This is a genomic window from Priestia sp. FSL H7-0729 (genome assembly GCF_038005685.1).
Lineage (GTDB): Bacteria > Bacillota > Bacilli > Paenibacillales > Paenibacillaceae > Paenibacillus.
Window position 1 is genome coordinate 107,251 of the sequence record NZ_JBBOTQ010000006.1, and the last position, 21,883, is coordinate 129,133.

Here is a 21,883-nt window from a genome sequence, read left to right on the forward strand (position 1 = left end):
CATATGGACTATAAAGATGCTTCGCTTCCCATTCAGGAGCGGGTTCAGGATCTGATCGGACGGATGACAACGGCAGAGAAGATTGGACAACTCATTCAGCCGATGGGCTGGAAGACGTATGTGAAGGCAGCAGATGGCACAGTACAGGTCACGGAAGAGTTCGAAGTGGACATGGAACAAGGCGGTGTCGGTTCCTTGTATGGCGTGCTTCGGGCCGATCCGTGGACTGAAGTGACGCTGGAGACAGGTCTGACACCACGACAGGGAGCCGTTGCCACGAATGTCATTCAACAGTATGCCATGGAGCATTCCCGGCTGGGCATTCCCATTTTGTTCGGGGAAGAGTGTTCACACGGGCATATGGCAATTGGAGCGACAGTGTTTCCCGTACCGTTAACGGTGGGCAGCACGTGGAATATGGAGTTATACCGCAAGATGTGTGAAGCCATCGCTGTGGAGACCCGGAGCCAGGGAGGAGCGGCAACGTATTCCCCGGTGCTTGATGTGGTGCGTGACCCGAGATGGGGACGGACGGAGGAATGTTTTGCCGAAGATCCATACCTGATCGGTGAATTTGCTGTAGAAGCCATGAAGGGATTACAGGGTAACCGTCTTGATTCCAACCAGACGATTGTAGCTACACTCAAGCATTTTGCAGCTTATGGCAGCTCGGAGGGCGGGCGTAATGCAGCACCTGTGCATATGGGAATACGTGAATTGCATGAAATAGATCTGTTGCCGTTCAAAAAAGCAGTGGAAGCCGGGGCTTGTTCCGTGATGACCGCGTATAACGAGATTGATGGCATGCCTTGCACGTCCAGTACGTATCTGCTGAATGACCTTCTGCGCGAGCAGTGGGGGTTTGACGGATTCGTCATTACTGATTTTGGCGCCATTCAGATGCTGGTCCATGGACATAACACCGCGGAGAACGGGGAGCAGGCCGTAGCGCAGGCCCTTCAGGCAGGTGTGGACATGGAGATGTCCGGGTACATGTATCGCAAACATCTCGGTCAGGCGTTGGAGCAGGGACTGATCGAAGAGAAAGATCTGGACTTGGCTGTGTGGCGGGTGCTGGAGATGAAATTCAGACTCGGGTTATTCGAACAGCCTTTTGTAGATCCTGACTTTGCAGAGCAGGTCATTGGATGTGAGGATCATGTGCAGCTGGCGAGAGAAGTTGCGCAGGAGGGGATTATTTTACTGAAAAATGAGGGGAATACTCTTCCGCTTGCCAAAACAGGTACGAAGTTAGCTGTCATTGGTCCGAATGCGAACCATACCTATAACCAGCTCGGGGACTATACCTCGCCACAGCCGCGAGAACAGATCGTCACCGTACTGGATGGTATTACGCGCAAGCTTGGCGTGGATTCGGGTCAGATGCTGTACGCACCGGGTTGCCGGATTAAAGGCGATTCCAGAGAGGGCTTTGCGCAAGCGCTCGCCTGTGCGGAACAGGCCGATGTCATCGTGATGGTGATGGGTGGTTCCAGCGCTCGCGATTTTGGTGAAGGTACCATCGACTTGCGGACAGGAGCGTCTGTAGTATCGGATGACCCATGGAATGATATGGAGTGCGGCGAGGGCATTGACCGGGCGTCCCTGAATCTCATGGGTGTCCAATTGGAGCTGGTGCAGGAGGTACATAAGCTGGGTAAACCCGTAATCGTGGTCTATATCAACGGCCGTCCCATTGCTGAACCTTGGATTGATGAGCATGTTCACGCCATTCTGGAAGCATGGTACCCAGGACAGGAAGGTGGTAACGCGATCGCAGATATTCTGTTTGGTGATGTGAATCCATCTGGCCGTCTGACCGTTTCCATCCCCAAGCATGTTGGACAACTTCCGATCTATTACCATGCCAAACGTACGCGTGGCAAGCGGTATCTGGAGATGGATCTGGCACCGCAGTATCCGTTTGGATATGGACTGAGTTATACCAAATTCAAATACGAGAATGTTAGGGTATTGCCCGAAGTGATTGGTCCAGAAGATGAAGCGCAGGTGATGGTTGAAGTCACGAATACCGGAGCGGTTGCGGGAAGTGAAGTTGTACAATTTTATATCACCGATATATCGGCTTCGGTCACTCGGGCTGAAATGTCACTGAAAGGTTTTCGTAAAATCCATCTGGAGCCAGGACAGACTCATACCGTTACATTCCCTGTGCAAAAGGAACACCTCGCACTGATCGACTCTCGTCTCCAGTCTGTCGTAGAACCGGGTGAATTCAGAATCATGGTTGGCCGCAATTCTATGGATTGGACCGCCTGCAGTCTGCACATTCAGAAGGTGGGGGTGGAGGTATGATTCGAATTCAGCGATTCATCGAAGATCTGAAACAACGGCAATGGCTGGATACGATTGAATTTCCAGAATGGCATATGCAGAAGGCCCGGTACATTCGGCCAGGGGAATACGAGTATGAGCAGGGAAATGAACATAAAGATGAGCATCCAGACAAGGCTATGCAGAGCTTGAATCCGCTGAACAGTGTACACGGAACGACATATTTTCTGAGTAAATGTGTGGAGATTCCGGACAGTTGGCAGGATCAAGCCATTGGGTTGATTTTTGAGACTGGAGGAGAAGGGCTGCTGAAGGTAAATGGCTTGCCTTATCACGGACTGGATCGGAATCACGGATTCGTACCTCTTCCGAGAAGTCGAGTAGGGAGTGCACCGCAGTTGGAGATTGAACTCTACGATCCCATTCCAGAGCCGCATGATCCACTTAATCGACAAGCCGTGATTCAACCGCCTATTCAGGGCATTCGCACAGCCCTGGTTCATATCAATCAGCCATTGCAGAGCCTGATGTACAGCGTGACGGTACTCGCCGAGTCGCTCCGGGCATATAACGAGAAGGAGCCCAAGCGGATGGCGCTTGTTCAGGCCATTCACCAGGTGATGGATGAGATGTACAATAATCCGGACCGCTGGACGGATGCGGCATGGATACAGAATTTTGAACATGGACTGGTACAGTCAGTGCAGCAGGAAGACCCGGAGGAGTATCGAAGTGGCTTCATGCATCTGGTTGGACAATCCCACATTGATATTGCCTGGCTGTGGCCTGTGCGAGAGACGGTTCGCAAGTCCAGTCGTACGTTCTCGACCATGTGTACCTTGATGGACACGTATCCGGATTTTGTGTATTCCCAGAGCCAGCCGCAGCTGTATGCCTTCGTGAAGGACCATTACCCGGAGCTGTACGAGCGAGTAAAAGCACGCATTTCTGAAGGGCGCTGGGAGCTGGTCGGAGGCATGTGGGTGGAACCGGATCTGAACATTCCGAGCGGCGAGTCGTTGGTCAGGCAGATTCTGTATGGACAGAACTTCTACCAGGCGGAGTTTGGCAAACGCTCCAACATCGAGTGGCTGCCCGATACCTTTGGCTACTGTGCTTCCTTGCCGCAGATGCTGAAGCTTGCGGATATTCCTTATTTTATGACCACGAAGCTGAATTGGAATGATACCAATGCGTTTCCGTATGACCTCTTCGACTGGGTAGGCATTGATGGTACTTCCGTACTCGCTTATCTGAATCATGGGGTAAATGAGCATACGCGTCCCAAAGATGTGGATGAACATTGGCAATCATTTAAACAAAAGGATGTGCACCCTGAGCAAATGTTGCTTTACGGACATGGCGATGGTGGTGGCGGCGTGACGAATGAAATGGTGGAGTTTGCAGAGCGATCCCACTTGATGGTGGGGCAACCGATCAGCAAATTCAGCACGGCAGGCGCTTTTTTTGAAGACATAGCGTGCAATAATCCAACGTTGCCGAAATGGCACGGGGACTTGTACCTGGAGTTACACCGGGGAACCTATACGACGCATGCGAGGAACAAACGTAGCAATCGAAAGGCAGAGGTATTGTACCGAGAAGCGGAGATCTGGGGGCAATTTGCCGGAGCTTGTGCTGTACACACGAAGAATGATCTGGGTGAAGGCTGGAAGCTGATCATGCTCAACCAATTCCATGACATTATTCCGGGAACATCGATTCCTGAAGTATACGTAACGTCCACCGAGGAGTACACGAAGGTATTTACATTAGGTACATCCACACTGCGGGAAACGCTGGATACTCTTGCGGAGAACATTGCAACTGATGAAGCTGATGGTCTTCCCTACATTATATTCAACAGCCTCGGTTGGGAACGCGGAGAAAATATCACCATTACAGGGGATGCAAATCTCACCACGGTGGGTGCATTCGATCGTCAAGGGAACCCTCTGGCCTGTGATCTCGAACAAAAGGGAGACAAGTATACGTTGCTTGTGCATGTTCCATCGATTCCTGCTTTTGGGTATACAACCATATGGCTGCGCGAGGCACCGGATGTTATCCTTCCAGTAAGGGAAGAAGAATCCTTCCCTTCCACATGGGATACCGAATTCTACACGCTTGAGTTCAATGACTTGGGAGAGATCACCCGATGGTATGACAAAACGGTAGGACGCGAGTGGCTGAAACCCGGTGATCGGGCGAATGAGTGGCAGTTTTTCCATGATAAACCGACATACTGGGATGCCTGGGATATTGATCCGCGGTTTGAATCCCAGCGGGCAGGTGCGGTGCGGTTAGTCTCCAGAGAGGTTGTACAGCGCGGAGCTACGCGAGATGTGCTGCGTTATGTGTGGAAGCTGAATCAATCGGAGATCAGCCAGGATATCATTTTGCATCACCACCAGCGGCGTGTTGATTTCCATACGAAAGTGAACTGGAATGAGAGCCATAAGCTGCTCAAGGTGGCCTTTCCGGTGGATCTGGTGGCAGCCAAAGCAGCCTATGAGATTCCGTTCGGAGCATTGGAGCGTCCAACCCATAACAACACCAGTTGGGAGCAGGCGCAGTTCGAGGTCTGCGGGCATCGCTGGGCGGATATCTCAGAAGGCAATAGTGGTGTGAGTTTGCTGAATGATTGCAAGTATGGGTATGACATCAAGGATCGGACGATCCGCCTGTCCCTGCTTCGTGCCCCGAAATGGCCGGATGAACATGCCGATCAGGGCAACCATGAGTTCACGTATTCAATCCTGCCCCATCAGGGGGATTGGCGACAAGCTGCTGTCGTTCGCCGCGCGATGGAGCTTAATCATCCGGTAGAGCTTGTGACAGCGAGTCCGTCTTCGGGTCACTTGCCGTCCGAACACGCTTGGGTGCAGTTCCATAGTGAGCATGTCATTCTGGATGCAATTAAGCCCGCGGAAGATGGCTTGGGAACGGTGCTGCGTTTCTACGAGTCATCAGGAGGTAGAGAAACGGTACAGGTCGAATGGGTTGAAAAGGGAATTAAGGCGTCTGTCATTAATCTACTGGAGGATGAGATCCATCCGTTGGCCAGTGCGAATGGAGTATTCGAGTTAACCTTCAAACCGTATGAGATTAAGTCGGTGAAACTTGTTGAGATATAAATAATGAGTTGAACCGTACATTTACACGAGAACGTAAAGTTACTCATTCAATCACAGGAGGTATGACATGAAATTAACGAATAAGATCGGTGTCATCGTGGATAGCTTTGGCGTAGGTGTACGGGAAGGGTTGAGCAAAGCCAAAGACGTAGGTGCAGAAGGTGTGCAGATCTATGCCGTCAAGGGAGAGATGGACCCTGAAAATTTGTCACCTACGGCGCGTAAGGAGCTGAAGAGTTACATCGATTCGCTGGGTCTCGAAATTTCAGCATTGGTTGGTGATCTTGGCGGACATGGTTTTCAAGTCAAGGAAGATAATCCGTGGAAAGTGGAGAAATCCAAGCGGATCGTGGATCTGGCCCTTGATCTGGGTACCAACATCGTCACGACACATATCGGCATTGTTCCACACGACCCTTCATCGGAAGTTTATGCCACGCTGCATGCTGCTTGTGAGGAATTGGGTCAATACGCCAAAAGTGTGGGTGCATATTTTGCCATTGAGACAGGACCGGAAACGGCAGCTGACTTAAAAGGCTTCCTGGATACACTGTCGACCAACGGGGTATCGGTGAATTTTGACCCGGCAAATATGGTGATGGTGACTGGTGATGATCCTGCTCGGGGAGTCCATCTGCTTAAGGATTACATCGTACATACCCATGTGAAGGATGGTGTGCGGTTGAAGGAAGTCGATCCACGAGACGTATACGGAGCGGTCGGTTATGCCCCTATGGATCACGAAAAAATTGCCGAGATGGTCTCGTCCGGGACGTTCTTCCGTGAGGTTCCTCTGGGTGAGGGTGGTGTTGATTTTGATGGATACTTTGCAGCGCTTCAGGAGATTGGTTACACCGGTTATCTGACGATTGAACGCGAGGTTGGTCATCAGCCGGAGGAGGATATTAACAAGGCGGTTCGATTCATTCAACAATATCGATAGGGAGCTGAGCAGATGAAAGTGGGCCTGAGCACGTACAGTTTGTTGAACGATTTGAATTCCGGTGAGATGACGGTGCTGGATGTAATCGACTGGATTGCGGCAAACGGCGGAGAACATATGGAGATGGTACCTTACGGTTATACCGTGGAGGATAATCACGATCTGGCGGATGCGATTCGGGAACGGGCAGCGTCTGTGGGTATTGAACTGTCCAACTATTCGATGCCAGCCAATTTCGTGCAGGAGACGGAAGAGGCGTTTGCAGAAGAGATGGCCCGGGTCAAAAGGCATGTGGATGTCGTACACCGGATGGGTGTAAAACATATGCGTCACGACGTCACGGCGTTTACTCTGCCAAAGGAGAAGATGACCATCGCCTGGTTCGAGGAGCATCTGCCTCTGATGGTACGGGGAAGCCAGATCATTGCGGACTATGCAGCGCAGTTTGGTATCACCACAACCATTGAGAACCATGGCTTCAGTGTGCAGGCGAGTGACCGGGTGCAGCGTGTACTGCATGCGGTGGATCGTCCCAACTTCAAGACAACACTCGATATTGGCAACTTCATGTGTGTGGATGAGAACCCGATCATTGGCGTCATGAAAAATCTGCCGTACGCTTCTCTGGTTCACTTCAAAGATTTCTACTTCCGTCCTTATGATGAGCACCCAGGTGAGGGTGAATGGTTTACGACGGCCTACGGCAACTTCCTGCGTGGGGCCATCGTTGGGCAAGGGGATATTCCGATCCGCAAAATTGTAAAGTTGATTAAAAACTCCGGCTATGATGGCCACATTACAGTGGAGTTCGAAGGCATGGAGGAATGCAAATCCGCATCCAAAATCGCCATGGACAACCTGCGTCGCTTTTGGGAAGAAGCGTAACAAACATCATAGAGAGATAATCCAAGGGCCACGTTCAGATGTGGCTCTTTTTCTCATACTACAGCAAGCGAAAAAAGCCTATCAGAATATGGTTCTGCGCAAGGATTAAGTTACGAGCATCCCAAGTGTGGTATACTGGATATATTCAGCCTGATAATAACTGGCTATGGATAGGAGAGGTCACTGATCTATGCAGGTATTCGAGGACTGGAATCAGAAGGTAAAGAAGACGTTTAATGCTACGAACCCAGAGGTAGTATTGACGGTATCGGAAGCTGGAAGTTTGCTTGGGTTGACCAAAGACCAGATGAAACTGTACGTGGACAAGAACAAACTTACGAAGGTCCCGATCATGAGAAGTGTTCACCGATACCTCTTATTGAAAAGTGAAATAGATAACATCGTTCAAGCTCGATAACTTCATAGGATTGAACACAACCATTTGACCGACAGGCTTCGGGAAAGTGGTCTTTTTTTTATCGGAAAGGGGACAGAACGTGCTGAATAAAGTGTCAGGCTGGTTCTATCAGCGGGTAAATTGGAGATGGGTTGTAGCTGCGGTTGTTGTATTTGCCTATTTTATTGCATTTATACTGCCTTGGCAGGCGGCAAAGTCGGAGGAAGCCACAGGTGGTGGGCAGTCTCCGGATTCATCTTTTCTCTACACGGCGAATGATCTTTATCAGATGGCTGAGCAATATGGAGAAACAGGACGAAGCGCCTATATTCAGGCACGATTCACATTTGACCTGATATGGCCGTTGGCCTATCTGTTGTTATTGGTTGTTCTCTTATCCGTACTCTATCGGGTGCTTCCGGTGAAGAGTCGCTGGCGCTGGGTGAATCTCATTCCAATCTTAGGTTGGGCTATGGACATGTTTGAAAATGTAGGTGCATCCCTGATCATGTATCGTTATCCTGAACGTACGCCTGTGCTTGCTGAACTCACTCCGATATTTACCTTGTTGAAATGGTGTCTGATCTATGCCAGTTTTGCAGCACTGGTTCCGGGTGTTCTGATCCGTGTTCTCTACTATATACGCAAGCGAAAGAACTAGTGGAAAGACGGATGGATTAAGAATATGTTGGTAACCCTAAAATGGTGTAACGGTCCACAGAGATGAGTGCAGAAATACACGCTTGTCAAAGGACAACCTGTTCATATATACTCATGTCGCAAGTGGCGTGAATCGTATAATTACATGAGCCCAAGGAGATGAAGAACGCATGTCGATCAGCTTGAATGTGTATCTGATAACAGACGGTAATGGACGTGAAGCGGTAGATTTTTATCAAAAGGCATTTGGAGCGGAAGTGCTCGCACTTCAAACATTTGGTGACGGTCCATCTGACCCGAATCATCCCATCCCGCCAGAAGCGAAAGACCGTATTATGCATGCATCTTTGCAGATTGGCAGCTCGGTATTAATGTTATCCGACACATTTCCAGGCATGCCGTACACCATAGGTAATCATGTTAGTATTACTGTGAACACGGATACTGTGGATGAAGCCAAAGCTATTTTCAGCCAACTGGAAGATGGTGGCGTAGTGGAAATGGCGATACAAGAGACGTTCTGGAGTCCAGCCTACGGCACGGTTGTCGACAAATTCGGCGTACATTTTCAGATCAGTGCTAAACCGGGACAAGCTTAAGAGCGTACTCTTCGCTAATATAGCCTACAAACGGCAAAACCTCCGCGATCTGCTTTGAGCAGTTCTGGAGGTTTTTTGGTTTTTTCCTGTACGGCGTGGGATTACCCTTCCTTCTGAATCTTGGAAGGGTTGTTGATTTTATAAGGAACCGGGTTACGTGTCAGCTTCTTCTTGATGATTTTGGCTTCAAACGTGATAACGTCTCCCACTTCCAGTTCTTGTTTCTTAACAGTAGCACTGTGGCTCGACCAGGCTTCCCCAACGTCGATGACATCTGGCTCCGTGATGGTAACTGCTTCATAGATGATGACTTCATCGTCATTGTCAGAGAAGTGATTCGGTACGGTGGTGAATTCTTTGACAACGGCACTCATCTTCACTTTGCCTTCTGGCAGATCAATCTTAACGGTCTTGGCCTTGCTCGCTGTTTTGGCTTTGGGTTTGGCTTCACTGGATGCCCCGGACTGAGGCCCAACATACGCTTCTACTAGCCCATCCGGATCACCCTTCAGCCCCGAGGAGAATTCATCTGTGTCCGTGTCGTCCAAATCTTCCAGATCCGCCGGAATTTCATCCGGGTTAACCAGGGCATCTTCTGGAGTTGACGTAACAGCAGGAGAGACTGGTGCGACTGTATCCGGAGTTGTCGTTTCTGTGCTTCGATCTGACCCGGCATTACTTATGCTTCTGGCGCTGTAACTGGACGCTTGCATTTCCTTCAAATACGACGGGTGAATGCAATGTTTTTGTCCATTATCGAGTTGAATAACGGCCGCCATATGATCGACATATCCAATAATGGTGCACGGCATGTTTAATCCGTTTCCTTTATAATAGAACGTTTTGAGTTTGGTCGCTTTACCGGAAAGCAGGCCCCACTCCTGACATTTCTCAATCAGCTCATCTTCGTTATCCAGCGCAATAAAATCCTGTGGTTCAATCATAAACGCGTATGTCATATGGAATTTCCGCCCTTCCAATCCATTCTTCATGTTCATCGTTTCCAAATTACAACCAGTGTATCACAAATGAGCATTTTGCTTAAATTCAATCATTGAAATCTGTACCTGCAGATGAAGATTAACAAAGCTTGCTCACAGAGGCCTATGCTATAATTTGATCAGAATGTAAGGTTGGAAAACATAAAGCATTGATATACATACTTTGGGAAGGGAAGATCTGTATGGATAAAAAAGTAAACCATCAAGCCGTATGGCTTGCAATAGGTGTTGCCATGGGAGTCAGCATTGGTACGGCTACGCAGCAGCTTGGACTCGGGATTGCTTTTGGCTTGACGCTTGGCATTGTCATTGGTTCGGTGGTTAGTAAACGTACGGGTTCAGACTCGGAACATATGCTCAGCGAACATGTCCATGAATTGCACAAAACGGGTGACTGGGAAGACGTGCTTCAACGCTCGCAGGATCATCCGGTGCTTATTCTTAAGCACAGCACGACGTGTCCGATAAGTGCGAGAGCCTACAGAGAGTTTATGGCGTTTGTAGGTACCAATGCTTCCGATTCGAAACATCCCATGGATTACCGCATCGTCAAAGTGATTGAAAATCGCTCATTGTCCCGCCATATTGCGGAAGAGACAGAGGTTCACCACGAGTCACCACAGGTACTTCTGCTCGATCAGGGGCAAGTTGTCAAACATACATCTCATGGCAAAATCACGAAAAAGAGATTATTGCAGTGGGCGCAGAATCCGTTTGGATAAATAGATACCCTTCATAGACCCGTCCTTTTCAGCCCATAGCTGAGAAGTGCGGGTCTTTTTTACGCTTTTTTTACACCTGTGGAGGGTTTTCTTTACCCCTTTTTTACAGCGATTCATATTACGATTTTACATGTAGCAGGTGCAAAGAACGGTAGAGAGAGGGAGGAAGGGCGCATGGTGAATGATGCCACGATGATTGGATTGGTTGTGCTGCTGTTTGCGGTGTTTTGGGGATTTGTGAAATTCTGCGAAAAGGCTTGAGGGTAGAGAGGGGGAGCAGAATGATTGCCATCGGCATGATTGTACTCGTACTGGTGATTTATCTCGGTTATGTGCTGGTGAAGCCAGAGAAATTCTGATGCTGACACTGTACGTAATGCGGAACAAGCGGACGTCGAATAGGGAGGAAATACGAATATGGGTATCGGTGTAGTGCAAGTAGCGGTAACGCTGCTGATCATCCTGCTGTTGGTGAAGCCGGTGGGAAAATATATAGTGAACGTGTTCGATGGACAGCGAACGGGGCTGGATCGGGTTTTTGGCGGACCGGAGCGACTGCTCTATCGCGTGATGGGCGTACGGGAGAACGAGTCCATGGGGTGGAAAAAGTATCTCACAGCGGTTCTCCTCTCCAACTTCGTAATGTTGATATTGATGTTTCTGGTGCTGCGACTGCAAAAATATTTACCGCTCAACCCGGATGGGATCGGCAATATGCCATCGGCGCAGGCATTTAATACGGCCGTTTCGTTCATGACCAATACGAACTGGCAGTCTTATACGGGCGAGAACGCCCTGTCGTACCTGTCACAGATGCTGGCCGTGACATTCCCGATGTTCACGTCGGCAGCAACGGGATTCGCGGTAGCCATTGCGTTTATTCGCGGGCTGGTAGGCCGCCGGGATGAACTGGGGAACTTTTACGTCGACCTTGTACGGTCGATTACACGTATTTTTTTACCGCTGAGCTTCATCGTGGCCTTGTTCCTCGTGTTCCAGGGTGTGCCTCAGACGCTCGCTGGAGCGGTTAACGCAACCACGCTGGAAGGTGCGCAGCAGACCATATCACGTGGACTGGTCGCCTCACTGGAGTCAATCAAACATATTGGCACCAACGGTGGTGGCTGGTTTGGAACCAATGCTGCACATCCATTCGAGAATCCAACAGCCCTGAGCAATCTGGTGCATATCGTCTGTATGATGCTGCTGCCAACGGCACTGGTATACGCCTTTGGCTTGATGGTCAATAACCGGAAGCAGGGTTGGGCCTTGTTCGCAGCGATGAGTTTTCTTTTCCTTGTGATGTTAACCACCGTATTTGTCTCCGAATATCGCGGTGTACCTGCGCTGGATGCAGCAGGTCTGCAGGGCAATATGGAAGGCAAAGAGGTCAGGTTCGGCATACCCGAGTCTGCTTTATTCACAGCGGTCACGACGGCTGCCACAACAGGTTCAGTCAACAATATGCACGAGTCGCTCACTCCACTTGGAGGCATGGTATCGCTGGCCCAGATGATGCTTAACAACGTGTTTGGCGGTAAAGGGGTAGGGCTAATCAACGGACTGTTGTATGTGATTCTGGCTGTATTTATCTGTGGATTGATGGTGGGACGAACACCTGAGTTCCTGGGCAAAAAAATCGAGGGCAAAGAAGTGAAGCTCGCATCCATCGCCTTGCTCATTCATCCTTTGATTATTCTTGCGCCAACGGCACTCGCACTTATGCGGCCTGAAGCAGTTGCGTCCATCTCGAACGGGGGCATGCATGGCCTGACCGAAGTTCTCTATGCTTTTGCCTCGGGTGCAGCCAATAATGGATCGGCCTTTGCCGGACTGAATGCCAATACAGACTTTTACAACATTGCGATTGGTATCGTTATGCTGCTGGGAAGGTACGTTTCGATGATCGCCATGCTGGCGATTGCCGGTTCGCTCGCTACCAAACGAGTTGTACCGGTAACTACGGGCACATTGCGGACCCACACACCTCTCTTTGCGGGCATTCTGGTCATGATGATTGTTGTTGTCGGCGCACTTACGTTCTTCCCTTCGCTTGCTCTTGGACCGATTGCAGAACACTTGGCAATGATTCAATGAGGAATACGACAGGGGAGTTACAGAGAAATTGGTGTATCGACGTAACGTATGGAGGTGGCAGTGCACAATGAATGCAGTCGAACGAAAGAAGGAACAGACGATGCAACACATGGATACAGAAATGTTTAGAACGAAGGGCAATGAGCCGGATAACAATCGCGGTCATATTCAACATGATCCCGGATCGAAACGGTCGTTAAGCAAAGATATGATACTTCAGGCTTCACTGGATGCATTCAAGAAGCTCAATCCGGTGGTCATGATCAAAAATCCGGTTATGTTCATTGTCGAGGTAGGTACATTCATTACGCTCTTGTTATGCATCAATCCCGATCTGTTCACCGCATCCGAAGCCGGGCGCGGGTACAATATCGCCGTATTTTTCATTTTGCTGTTCACACTGCTGTTCGCCAACTTCGCGGAGGCACTAGCTGAAGGTAGAGGTAAAGCGCAGGCGGATACGTTACGCAAGACGAAGTCGGACACCATGGCCAATCTGGTACAGAAGGATGGAACCATCCGACACGTGTCTTCGACCCAATTGAAAAAAGGCGATATGGTACGTGTGGAAGTTGGTGAACTGATCCCGACGGACGGTGAGATTATAGAGGGCTTGGCCTCTATTGATGAATCGGCTATTACGGGAGAATCTGCCCCGGTTATCAAGGAAGCAGGAGGCGATTTCTCTTCGGTTACCGGAGGTACTCGCGTCGTATCGGATTACATCGTCATGCGTGTTCAGACCGATCCGGGGGAGTCATTCCTTGACCGGATGATCTCTCTGGTTGAGGGTGCACAGCGCCAGAAAACACCTAATGAAATCGCGCTGACAACCCTGCTCGCCGTATTAACCCTGATCTTTCTGATCGTTATTCTGACAATGGTTCCGATGGCGAATTACTTGGGTATTCGACTGGATCTGGCGACCCTGATCGCATTGCTCGTCTGCTTGATCCCCACCACCATTGGTGGATTACTGTCTGCCATTGGTATTGCCGGTATGGACCGTGTTACGCAGTTCAATGTGCTCGCCATGTCGGGTAAAGCGGTGGAAGCGGCAGGGGATATTGATACATTGATTCTGGATAAAACAGGAACGATCACATACGGAAACCGCATGGCATCTGAGTTTGTTCCCGTTCAGGGCATTACTTCGTCAGAGATGACGCAAGCTGCTTTACAGGCTTCTGTGCGAGATGAGACCCCGGAAGGGCGTTCTGTTGTAGAACTGGCAGGCAAACAAGGCCAGAGCTGGCCTGAGACGGAGTATGCACATGCGGAAAATGTGGAATTCACGGCAGAGACCCGGATGTCCGGTCTCAATCTGAGTAGCGGAATGAAGATCCGCAAAGGTGCGGTGGATGCGATCAAAAGATATATTGCTTCCGAAGGAGGCCGTATACCGGGGGATCTGGATGAGATCGCAAATCGAATTGCAAAGGCCGGGGGTACGCCGCTTGCTGTAGCTATCGATGAATGCATCTACGGTGTGATCTATCTGAAAGACACTGTGAAGCCAGGGCTGAAAGAGAAGTTCGCCGAGATGCGCGCCATGGGTATCAAGACCATTATGTGTACAGGCGACAATCCGTTAACCGCAGCGACCATCGCGCTGGAAGCGGGTGTGGATGATTTTATTGCCGAAGCGAAGCCCGAGGACAAGATTGCGGCGATCAAAAAAGAGCAGCAGGAGGGCAAACTCGTCGCCATGACGGGCGACGGTACCAACGATGCTCCTGCTCTGGCGCAGGCCGATGTGGGCCTGGCGATGAATTCGGGCACCATGGCGGCCAAGGAAGCGGCCAACATGATTGACTTGGATTCCGACCCGACCAAGCTATTGTCGGTCGTCTCCATTGGCAAGCAGCTGCTGATTACACGCGGTGCGCTCACAACCTTTTCGATATCCAATGATATCGCGAAATATTTTGCCATCATCCCAGCCATGTTTATTCTCGCCATGCCGCAGCTTCAGGCACTGAATATTATGAATCTGGCTTCACCGCAGTCTGCGATCCTGTCGGCGCTCATCTTCAACGCCATTATCATCCCGCTACTCATTCCTATCGCAATGAAAGGGGTCAAGTATCGGGCGATGTCAGCCGAACGGCTGCTTGGGCGCAATGTGTTCATCTATGGCGTAGGTGGTGTGATTGTACCTTTTATCGGCATTAAGCTCATTGATATGGTTCTGTCGGGGATTCTTTGAGCAAACGATGTGATCTCGAAACTTTGAAGTAAAGCGTGCTACACCGCAATGTTTAGCGAAATTGTCCTTTTATCCTAATGAATTCAGGAAGTGATCTGTATGAACATGTTCTTACCCGCTGTACGGTTGTCCGTCGTGCTTATGCTGATCTGCGGTCTAATCTACCCGCTTGTAACGACTGGCGTAGCCCAACTTCTCTTCCCTGCGCAGGCGAATGGCAGTCTGATTACGCAAGATGAGAAAATTATTGGCTCGTCACTGTTGGCGCAGGAAATTCAATCACCGGGGCTGTTCCAGCCCCGGGCATCAAATGCCAATTATGACCCAACGGCTTCAGCCGGTTCGAATCGCGCTGTAGCTTCAGAGGAGTATATTAGCGAGATGAAGGAAAAGATGGCTAAGCTTCAGCAGGAAAACCCCGGATTGAAGCAAATCCCTGCTGATCTCGTGACAGGTTCAGGTTCGGGACTTGACCCGGATCTCTCTCCCGAAGCCGCTGAGGCGCAGATCCCACGCATTAGCGAAGCTACGGGACTTAGTGAACAGCAGCTTGTGCAACTTGTACATGAGCATACGGAAGGTCGTCAGATGGGCATTTTCGGGGAATCTCGTGTCAATGTAACGGCTCTGAATCTGGCGCTGACAGCAGAACTGAACTAACCGAATGGACGTACCAGCCTTCTCACGATATATCGGGAGGGGCTTTCTCCATTTTTCTCATCATATTTTAAAGGGAAGGGGAAGAGAGAGGGATGGAAGACAGCTTCAAGCGCAAGTCACCGGAAGAGATGCTGAAGATGATTACGAAGCTGCAGCAGGGTACGCTCAAAATCTACATCGGCCCCGTCAGCGGATCGGGCAAAACGTATCACATGTTACGTGAAGGAAATGCGTTGCGCGACCAGGGCGTTGATGTGGTCATCTGTGCCGTATCGACGATGCGCAGACCGGAAACGGTAGAGCAGCTTGGCACACTCGAACGGATTCCAAGCATTCACTGGTTGCGCCAGAGTGATGATGCAGAGATGAAGGATCTGAACTTGGATGCACTCCTGGAGCGTAATCCGGAGGTGGTGCTGGTGGATGGTTTGGCACATCGCAACAGAGATGGCGCTCGATATGCTACCCGACTGGAGGACATTCAGTTTTTGCTCCGAAACAACATCAGTGTCATGACAACGGTGAATGTGTATGAGCTAGAAGGTTATACCGAGCTGGCACGGCAGCTCACCGGCATCGCAGCAGAACATACGGTACCTGCGGATACACTGGAACTTGCGGATGAGGTCAAGCTGATTGATGTTACGCCGGAAACGATACTGAGCCGTCTGGCAGAAGGTCACTTGAAGGGGCGTGAGGGAGAAGCTGTATTTCGTCAAGGCAATCTGGGTATTCTGCGCGAACTGGCATTGAGATTGGTTGCAGAAGGGGTGAATGAATCCCTGCGTGAGCATCGGGAGGAGATGGGAATTACCGTGACAACAGGTATCGCGGAACGGATTCTGGTGTCCACGCAATATCATTGGAACGGCTCGATCTATATCCGGCGTGGACAACAGATTGCCAAACGTTTGAATGGTGATCTGTGCGCCGTGGTTTTTCGAAATAAGAAGCAGCCGTTAACCAAAGAGGCAACCGTGTTTCGGCGGAATATGATCAAACTGGTGGAGAAGTTTGGTGGCCATATGGAGGAACTGTCAATATTACACCGTCGTAACATCCCGTCTATGCTGGCGCGTTACGCCATGGAGCACCAGATTACCCGAATTGTGATGGGGCATTCCCGGCGTACGCGCTGGCAGGAACTGTGGCAAGGGTCCGTTGTTAACTCACTTCTACGCAGATTACGTGGTGTGGATCTGTTTCTGGTTGCTGATCGAGCGGCCCGGGAGGGTGAACGTGTGGTCCCGGCCAAAGTAAACGAAGTGGAGTCACTGACATACCGCAGACTAAGTGAGCAGGAAATGAAGGATCAGATTGGCCAGATTCAGCGCGGCACATTCAAAATATATATTGGAGCCGCACCAGGTGTAGGCAAAACCTACATGATGCTGCGGGAAGGCAATGATTTGCTCCGTAAGGGCATCGATGTGCAAATCGGTTTGCTGGAGACACATGGACGGGCAGAAACCGTGGAGCAGATAGGTCATTTATCTGTGATCCCCCGCGTGCAGCGAGTTTATCAGGAGGCTCGGCTGGAAGAGATGGACACGGAGAGAATTCTGCGTCTTTGTCCGGAAGTGGTGCTTGTGGATGAACTGGCGCATACGAATGTGCCCGGAAGTGTCCGGCAAAAGCGTTATGAAGATGTCCTTATCCTGCTTAATGCAGGCATCTCGGTGATTACCACAATGAATGTACAGCATCTTGAAAGTCTGAATGATGCCGTTGAACATATTACCGGTGTTCGTGTCCGCGAGACCGTACCCGATCGGATCATTCAGATGGCGGATGAGGTGCAGCTGATTGATGTGGCGCCCCAGGCCTTGCGGCAGCGCATGAGGGAGGGTAAAATCTATGCAACTGCCAAGGTCGAGCAAGCTCTTGCGAATTTCTTCAAAATCGGTAATCTAATTGCCCTCCGTGAACTTGCCTTGCGCGAACTGGCGGACGACGTGGATGAAAGGCTTGAAGCACAACAGGCCAAATTCACACTTCGAGGACCTTGGCGCAGACAGGAAGCGGTCTTTGTATGTGTAAGCAGTGATCGTCATGCCGAGCGGCTGATCCGACGTGGATTCCGCATGGCTTTTCGCCTAAAAGCCATCTGGCACGTACATCATATCCATATTGGTGAGTCCATGAGTGCCGAAGTGAAGTGTCATCTGGAAGCGTTGGAGCAGCTGACGATTCGGCTTGGCGGTCAATTTCACATTCACCACAGTCCAAGGCTGCGGGATGTACCTGATATTTTGGCAAGAAAGGCATTGGAGGCACGAGTGACCCAGCTGGTGGTGGGGCAGGCAAGACGGGTGTGGTGGCTGAATGGCTACCGTGGCTCAGGTTCGGTGGTCAACCGACTTGTACGCTTATCGCGGCATCTGGATATATTGATCGTTGCAGATTACGATGAGGAACGGAGCGGGATGTGAATAGATGTTGTCTGAACGAATAAAAAAAGAAACGCGGGCATCCCATGGAAAACGGGTTCCGGCATATGTATGGGTGACCCTCGGGGTGACGCTGCTAACTTTACTGCTTCATGCCATCGGCATGAGTGATGATCTGGTTAATGTAGCGCTTGTATACCTGTTTCCCGTACTGGTTAGTGCCGTGTACTGGGGAATGGGGCCAGCTGTATATGCCGCGAGTTTTAGCGTCATTATGTTTGACTTCTTTTTTGTACCGCCATATTTGAGCTTTACGGTTGAGGACTTGAGATATCTTATCTCCTTTGTCGTGTATCTTGCGGTGGCGATCCTGACAGCGAGTCTTGCAGGTCGATTGCGACAACAATTGGAGATGGTAAAAGCACGCGAATCCACCACTAACTCCCTGTACGCATTGAGTCGTCAGATGACAGCCATTACCGATCTGAATACGTTGCAGGTTAATATTGCAACCCAAGTATCACTTACCCTTGGTAAGCCGGCTGCTATGTATCTTCCGGATGAACAAGGGGATCTGCTGGTTACGAGCTCTTCCATATCTGCATCAGAGGGGGAGGATGATTGGGGGGATGGGGAATCGGAGATTGCCATCGCCAAATGGGTGTATCTTCACGGACAGATCGCAGGTAAGGGATCATCCACTTTGCGGGAATCTCCCGGACTTTACGTGCCGCTGCGCACAGAGGAGCAGATACATGGCGTGCTCGCCGTGAGCATGGATGCTGGCGAGTCTCATGAGCAGCAAGAACAGCTTCGTCTGTTGGAGGCATGCGGTGGACTGGCGGCAGGTGCCATTGCCCGAGTGAAGCTGGCGGAAGAGGCCCGATTGGCGCAGATCACTGCTGAATCCGAGCGTATACGCACAGCGCTGCTGGACTCGGTCTCCCATGAATTACGAACGCCCCTAACTGCCATTATCGGCTCGGCTACGGGATTGTTGGAGAATGATACTCTTTTTACACCCGAGGATCGGAGGGAATTAACAGGCAACATTCGGGATGGAGCCTTGCGCATGAATCGTCTCGTTACGAATCTGTTGGGTATGGTTCAGCTGGAGAGCGGCATGTTACAACTGAACCGGAAATGGTGTGACGTGGGGGACATGATTAGTATAGTACTGACACAGGTTCGGGAGTTCAGTCCGCATCGCAAAATACAAGTTGAACTGCCTGATGATCCGGTCTTCATCTACGGAGATGAAGTCTTGCTGGAGCAGGTTCTGGTCAATATCGTCAGCAATGCCATCAAATATTCGCCTGATGAGAGCCAGATTGTCATCACTGTGAGGAGTGATAAGAGTCCAAGTCAATTGATGATCCAGGTAGATGATCAAGGTGTTGGTATACCGGAAGCGGAAAGAATACGTATATTTGATAAGTTCTATCGCTCAGAGTCGACTCGGCATGTCACAGGAACAGGGCTTGGTCTGGCGATCTGCAAAGGCATTGTGGAAGTCCACGGAGGTACCATTGTGGCAGAGCCGAATCTGGGCGGGGGAACGAGAATGCGCATAGAACTCCCCATGGGGGCTCACGGATCGCGGTTTCCCTATTCAGAACAAGGAGAGGTTGAAGAATAACATGAACGCACCACAAGGGGCTCGTATACTGGTGATCGATGATGAGCCGCAGATTCGTAAATTGCTCAAGGTCACCCTTCAGGCGCACCAATTTGAACTCCACGAGTGTGGGGATGGCGAAGAGGGCGTCATTCAGGCCAGTATTGTACATCCGGATCTGATCATCCTTGATCTTGGTTTGCCGGGCATGTCCGGCATGGAGGCACTTCGCCGGATTCGCGAATGGTCACAAGTGCCCGTTATCGTGCTGACAGCGAAGGATCAGGAGGGAGACAAAATTGCCGCGTTGGATGGTGGTGCAGATGATTATGTGACCAAACCATTCGGGATGGGTGAGTTGGTCGCCCGTATTCGGGTGGCGTTGCGTCATGTAGCCAAAACGACGGATGAGCCGATACTGCGCTTCGGATCACTCACAATTGATCTGGCCCAAAGGCAAGTCGAACTGGAGGGGACTTTGGTCAAATTAACCCCAACGGAATATGAGATGCTGAAGGTGCTCGCCTCGAATGCGGGGAAGATCATCACCCAGCGTCAGCTTTTGCAGCAAGTATGGGGAGGGCATCATCATGAGTCCGATAGCCATTATCTTCGGGTATATGTGGGACATCTGCGCAAGAAATTAAATGAAGATCCAACCAATCCGCGATATATTCAGACGGAGCCTGGCATTGGTTATCGCTTTTTACTCCCTGCCGAATAAGGTTTAAGGGAGTCAAACATTTCATAACAATGATGTGATGCACCTTTCAGCGGTGAGCGTTATGGAAGAAGAAAACACCGTCCCCTTTATCTGCAAAGGAACGGTGCTTATAAATTATGAGGTATATTTCGGCAACCAGTCGCCGTGAGCTTCAATCAACTCATCACACATCGCTACGATGTCGTCGATAGACAGTTCGGCAGCCGTGTGTGGATCAAGCATGGCGGCGTGATAGATATGTTCTTTTTTTCCAGTGATAGCTGCTTCAATGGTCAGCAGTTGCGTATTGATGTTTGTCCGGTTCAATGCCGCGAGTTGTGGAGGCAGATCTCCAATGTACGTAGGGCTGATCCCTGATCCATCGACCAGACAAGGTACCTCGACACAGGCCTCACGCGGCAGGTTCGTAATCAGTCCGTTATTCATGACGTTGCCGCCAATCTTGTACGGGTTGTTCGTCTCCATTGCTTCGATAATATGCGATGCGTATTCACGGCTACGGGTATGTTCTATATTTTCGCTGGCAAACAGCTTGGTACGCATCTCTTTCCAGCCTTCAATCTGGTTCACACAGCGGCGTGGATACTCATCCAGTGGAATGTTGAAGCGTTCAATCAGCTCCGGGTAATTCCGCTTGATGAAATAAGGGTGGTATTCGGCATTGTGTTCGGAGGATTCCGTTACATAATAGCCAAAACGCTGCATCAGTTCATAACGAACCATGTCATCATGCTGTTCTTTCTGTTTTTCCTTCGCCAGTCGTTTAATCTCAGGGTACAGGTCCTGCCCGTCTTTTGTAACTTCGAGCAACCACGCCATGTGGTTGATCCCTGCAATTTTAGCCACAACACCTGTCTGATCAATCCCCAGTGCATCGAACAGATGTGGTACACATACCTGCACACTATGACACAAACCTACGGTTTTGATCCCACCATGCACATTCATGACATTGGTAAGCACGGCCATCGGGTTGGTATAGTTCAGGAACCATGCATCCGGACATACTTCCTGCATATCCCGGGCAAAATCCAGCATGACCGGAATCGTCCGCAAGTTACGGAAAATCCCGCCTATCCCGAGTGTATCTGCAATCGTTTGACGTAGTCCGTATTTCTTCGGAATCTCGAAGTCCGTAATGGTACATGGATCATATCCACCGACCTGGATGGCGTTGATGACATATTTGGCCCCGCGCAGCGCTTCTTTGCGGTCATGATACACGTTCACGACGCAACGACTTCCGAGTGAACGGGCCAGACTGGTCAGCAAACGCTCTGAATCGCTCAAACGTTCAGCATCGATATCGAACAATGCCAGCTCAAAATCCTGCAGTGCTTCGGTCATCATGACATCACCCAATACATTTTTGACAAAGACGGTGCTTCCTGCACCAAGAAACGTAATTTTGTTCATCTTAAGTTCAGCCTCCCTGAAAAATGTTGTACCCCAACTATAGGCCGATTCGGCACATATAACTATGGCTCAACCCCTTTCAAACATGGCATAATCCCATTTTTGTTTCCGCTTTCAACTAATATTTGTG

The 21,883-nt window shown here is 50.2% G+C and carries 17 protein-coding genes; 15 read left to right on the forward strand and 2 right to left on the reverse strand.

Annotation, left to right across the window (positions count from 1 at the left end):
* The first annotated feature begins 3 nt into the window (after positions 1-3).
* The 7 genes from MHH93_RS15710 to MHH93_RS15740 all read left to right on the forward strand — a co-directional run bounded on the left by MHH93_RS15710 (position 4) and on the right by MHH93_RS15740 (position 8,916).
* Positions 4-2,316, forward strand: a complete 2,313-nt coding sequence (locus tag MHH93_RS15710; RefSeq protein WP_500054785.1) for a glycoside hydrolase family 3 N-terminal domain-containing protein — start codon at positions 4-6, stop codon at positions 2,314-2,316.
* Positions 2,313-5,432 (forward strand): alpha-mannosidase, encoded by a 3,120-nt coding sequence (locus tag MHH93_RS15715; protein WP_500054786.1) that lies wholly within the window; start codon positions 2,313-2,315, stop codon positions 5,430-5,432. Before MHH93_RS15710 ends, MHH93_RS15715 begins: the two co-directional genes overlap by 4 nt.
* Before the next feature lie 67 nt (positions 5,433-5,499).
* A complete protein-coding gene (locus MHH93_RS15720; protein ID WP_500054787.1) occupies positions 5,500-6,375 on the forward strand; it encodes a sugar phosphate isomerase/epimerase family protein in 876 nt (291 codons plus the stop codon).
* Positions 6,376-6,387: 12 nt separating this feature from the next.
* The gene (locus tag MHH93_RS15725) at positions 6,388-7,260 is read left to right on the forward strand and encodes a sugar phosphate isomerase/epimerase family protein (protein WP_500054789.1); all 873 of its coding nucleotides are present in this window, start codon (positions 6,388-6,390) and stop codon (positions 7,258-7,260) included.
* A 190-nt stretch (positions 7,261-7,450) separates the two neighbouring features.
* Positions 7,451-7,678, forward strand: coding sequence for a hypothetical protein (locus tag MHH93_RS15730; protein WP_062837704.1), 228 nt, complete (start codon positions 7,451-7,453; stop codon positions 7,676-7,678).
* Positions 7,679-7,757: 79 nt separating this feature from the next.
* Entirely contained in the window at positions 7,758-8,318 is a 561-nt protein-coding gene (locus tag MHH93_RS15735; protein ID WP_500054790.1) for a hypothetical protein, read from the forward strand.
* Positions 8,319-8,487: 169 nt separating this feature from the next.
* Complete coding sequence (locus MHH93_RS15740; RefSeq protein ID WP_124118268.1) at positions 8,488-8,916, forward strand: VOC family protein; 429 nt, start codon at positions 8,488-8,490, stop codon at positions 8,914-8,916.
* Positions 8,917-9,017: 101 nt separating this feature from the next.
* Here the strand turns inward: MHH93_RS15740 and MHH93_RS15745 are convergent, their stop codons facing one another.
* Positions 9,018-9,875, reverse strand: coding sequence for a hypothetical protein (locus MHH93_RS15745; protein ID WP_500054791.1), 858 nt, complete (start codon positions 9,873-9,875; stop codon positions 9,018-9,020).
* A gap of 224 nt (positions 9,876-10,099) precedes the next feature.
* Between MHH93_RS15745 and ytxJ the strand changes: the two genes are divergently transcribed.
* The 8 genes from ytxJ (at position 10,100) to MHH93_RS15785 (ending at position 20,337) form a co-directional block, all read left to right on the forward strand.
* Positions 10,100-10,639, forward strand: coding sequence for a bacillithiol system redox-active protein YtxJ (gene ytxJ / locus MHH93_RS15750; protein WP_500054792.1), 540 nt, complete (start codon positions 10,100-10,102; stop codon positions 10,637-10,639).
* A gap of 296 nt (positions 10,640-10,935) precedes the next feature.
* Positions 10,936-10,998, forward strand: a complete 63-nt coding sequence (locus tag MHH93_RS15755) for a potassium-transporting ATPase subunit F (RefSeq protein WP_500054921.1) — start codon at positions 10,936-10,938, stop codon at positions 10,996-10,998.
* A 58-nt stretch (positions 10,999-11,056) separates the two neighbouring features.
* Entirely contained in the window at positions 11,057-12,736 is a 1,680-nt protein-coding gene (gene kdpA, locus MHH93_RS15760; protein ID WP_500054793.1) for a potassium-transporting ATPase subunit KdpA, read from the forward strand.
* 208 nt (positions 12,737-12,944) lie between these two features.
* The gene (gene kdpB / locus MHH93_RS15765; RefSeq protein ID WP_500054922.1) at positions 12,945-14,945 is read left to right on the forward strand and encodes a potassium-transporting ATPase subunit KdpB; all 2,001 of its coding nucleotides are present in this window, start codon (positions 12,945-12,947) and stop codon (positions 14,943-14,945) included.
* A gap of 99 nt (positions 14,946-15,044) precedes the next feature.
* A complete protein-coding gene (kdpC, locus tag MHH93_RS15770) occupies positions 15,045-15,605 on the forward strand; it encodes a potassium-transporting ATPase subunit KdpC (protein ID WP_500054794.1) in 561 nt (186 codons plus the stop codon).
* Positions 15,606-15,697: 92 nt separating this feature from the next.
* On the forward strand, positions 15,698-18,037 hold the full coding sequence (locus MHH93_RS15775; protein ID WP_500054795.1) for a histidine kinase: 2,340 nt from the start codon (positions 15,698-15,700) through the stop codon (positions 18,035-18,037).
* Positions 18,038-18,041: 4 nt separating this feature from the next.
* Positions 18,042-19,634 carry an ATP-binding protein gene (locus tag MHH93_RS15780; protein ID WP_500054796.1) on the forward strand — a complete coding sequence of 531 codons (1,593 nt, stop codon included), beginning with the start codon at positions 18,042-18,044 and terminating at the stop codon, positions 19,632-19,634.
* 1 nt (position 19,635) lies between these two features.
* Complete coding sequence (locus tag MHH93_RS15785) at positions 19,636-20,337, forward strand: response regulator (RefSeq protein WP_500054797.1); 702 nt, start codon at positions 19,636-19,638, stop codon at positions 20,335-20,337.
* A gap of 114 nt (positions 20,338-20,451) precedes the next feature.
* On the opposite strand, the gene MHH93_RS15790 is transcribed toward MHH93_RS15785, so the two are convergent.
* Positions 20,452-21,753 carry an alpha-glucosidase/alpha-galactosidase gene (locus tag MHH93_RS15790; protein WP_047841509.1) on the reverse strand — a complete coding sequence of 434 codons (1,302 nt, stop codon included), beginning with the start codon at positions 21,751-21,753 and terminating at the stop codon, positions 20,452-20,454.
* Positions 21,754-21,883: the final 130 nt, after the last annotated feature.

What these genes read in the sequence shown, in the direction of transcription:
- MHH93_RS15785 (WP_500054797.1), top strand. Translation starts at nt 19,636, where the DNA reads ATGAACGCACCACAAGGGGCTCGTATACTGGTGATCGATGATGAGCCG.
- kdpC (WP_500054794.1), top strand. Translation starts at nt 15,045, where the DNA reads ATGAACATGTTCTTACCCGCTGTACGGTTGTCCGTCGTGCTTATGCTG.
- MHH93_RS15730 (WP_062837704.1), top strand. Translation starts at nt 7,451, where the DNA reads ATGCAGGTATTCGAGGACTGGAATCAGAAGGTAAAGAAGACGTTTAAT.
- MHH93_RS15720 (WP_500054787.1), top strand. Translation starts at nt 5,500, where the DNA reads ATGAAATTAACGAATAAGATCGGTGTCATCGTGGATAGCTTTGGCGTA.
- MHH93_RS15715 (WP_500054786.1), top strand. Translation starts at nt 2,313, where the DNA reads ATGATTCGAATTCAGCGATTCATCGAAGATCTGAAACAACGGCAATGG.
- MHH93_RS15780 (WP_500054796.1), top strand. Translation starts at nt 18,042, where the DNA reads ATGTTGTCTGAACGAATAAAAAAAGAAACGCGGGCATCCCATGGAAAA.
- MHH93_RS15740 (WP_124118268.1), top strand. Translation starts at nt 8,488, where the DNA reads ATGTCGATCAGCTTGAATGTGTATCTGATAACAGACGGTAATGGACGT.
- MHH93_RS15725 (WP_500054789.1), top strand. Translation starts at nt 6,388, where the DNA reads ATGAAAGTGGGCCTGAGCACGTACAGTTTGTTGAACGATTTGAATTCC.
- MHH93_RS15710 (WP_500054785.1), top strand. Translation starts at nt 4, where the DNA reads ATGGACTATAAAGATGCTTCGCTTCCCATTCAGGAGCGGGTTCAGGAT.
- MHH93_RS15745 (WP_500054791.1), bottom strand. Translation starts at nt 9,875, where the DNA reads ATGACATACGCGTTTATGATTGAACCACAGGATTTTATTGCGCTGGAT.
- kdpA (WP_500054793.1), top strand. Translation starts at nt 11,057, where the DNA reads ATGGGTATCGGTGTAGTGCAAGTAGCGGTAACGCTGCTGATCATCCTG.
- MHH93_RS15790 (WP_047841509.1), bottom strand. Translation starts at nt 21,753, where the DNA reads ATGAACAAAATTACGTTTCTTGGTGCAGGAAGCACCGTCTTTGTCAAA.
- MHH93_RS15775 (WP_500054795.1), top strand. Translation starts at nt 15,698, where the DNA reads ATGGAAGACAGCTTCAAGCGCAAGTCACCGGAAGAGATGCTGAAGATG.
- kdpB (WP_500054922.1), top strand. Translation starts at nt 12,945, where the DNA reads ATGATACTTCAGGCTTCACTGGATGCATTCAAGAAGCTCAATCCGGTG.
- ytxJ (WP_500054792.1), top strand. Translation starts at nt 10,100, where the DNA reads ATGGATAAAAAAGTAAACCATCAAGCCGTATGGCTTGCAATAGGTGTT.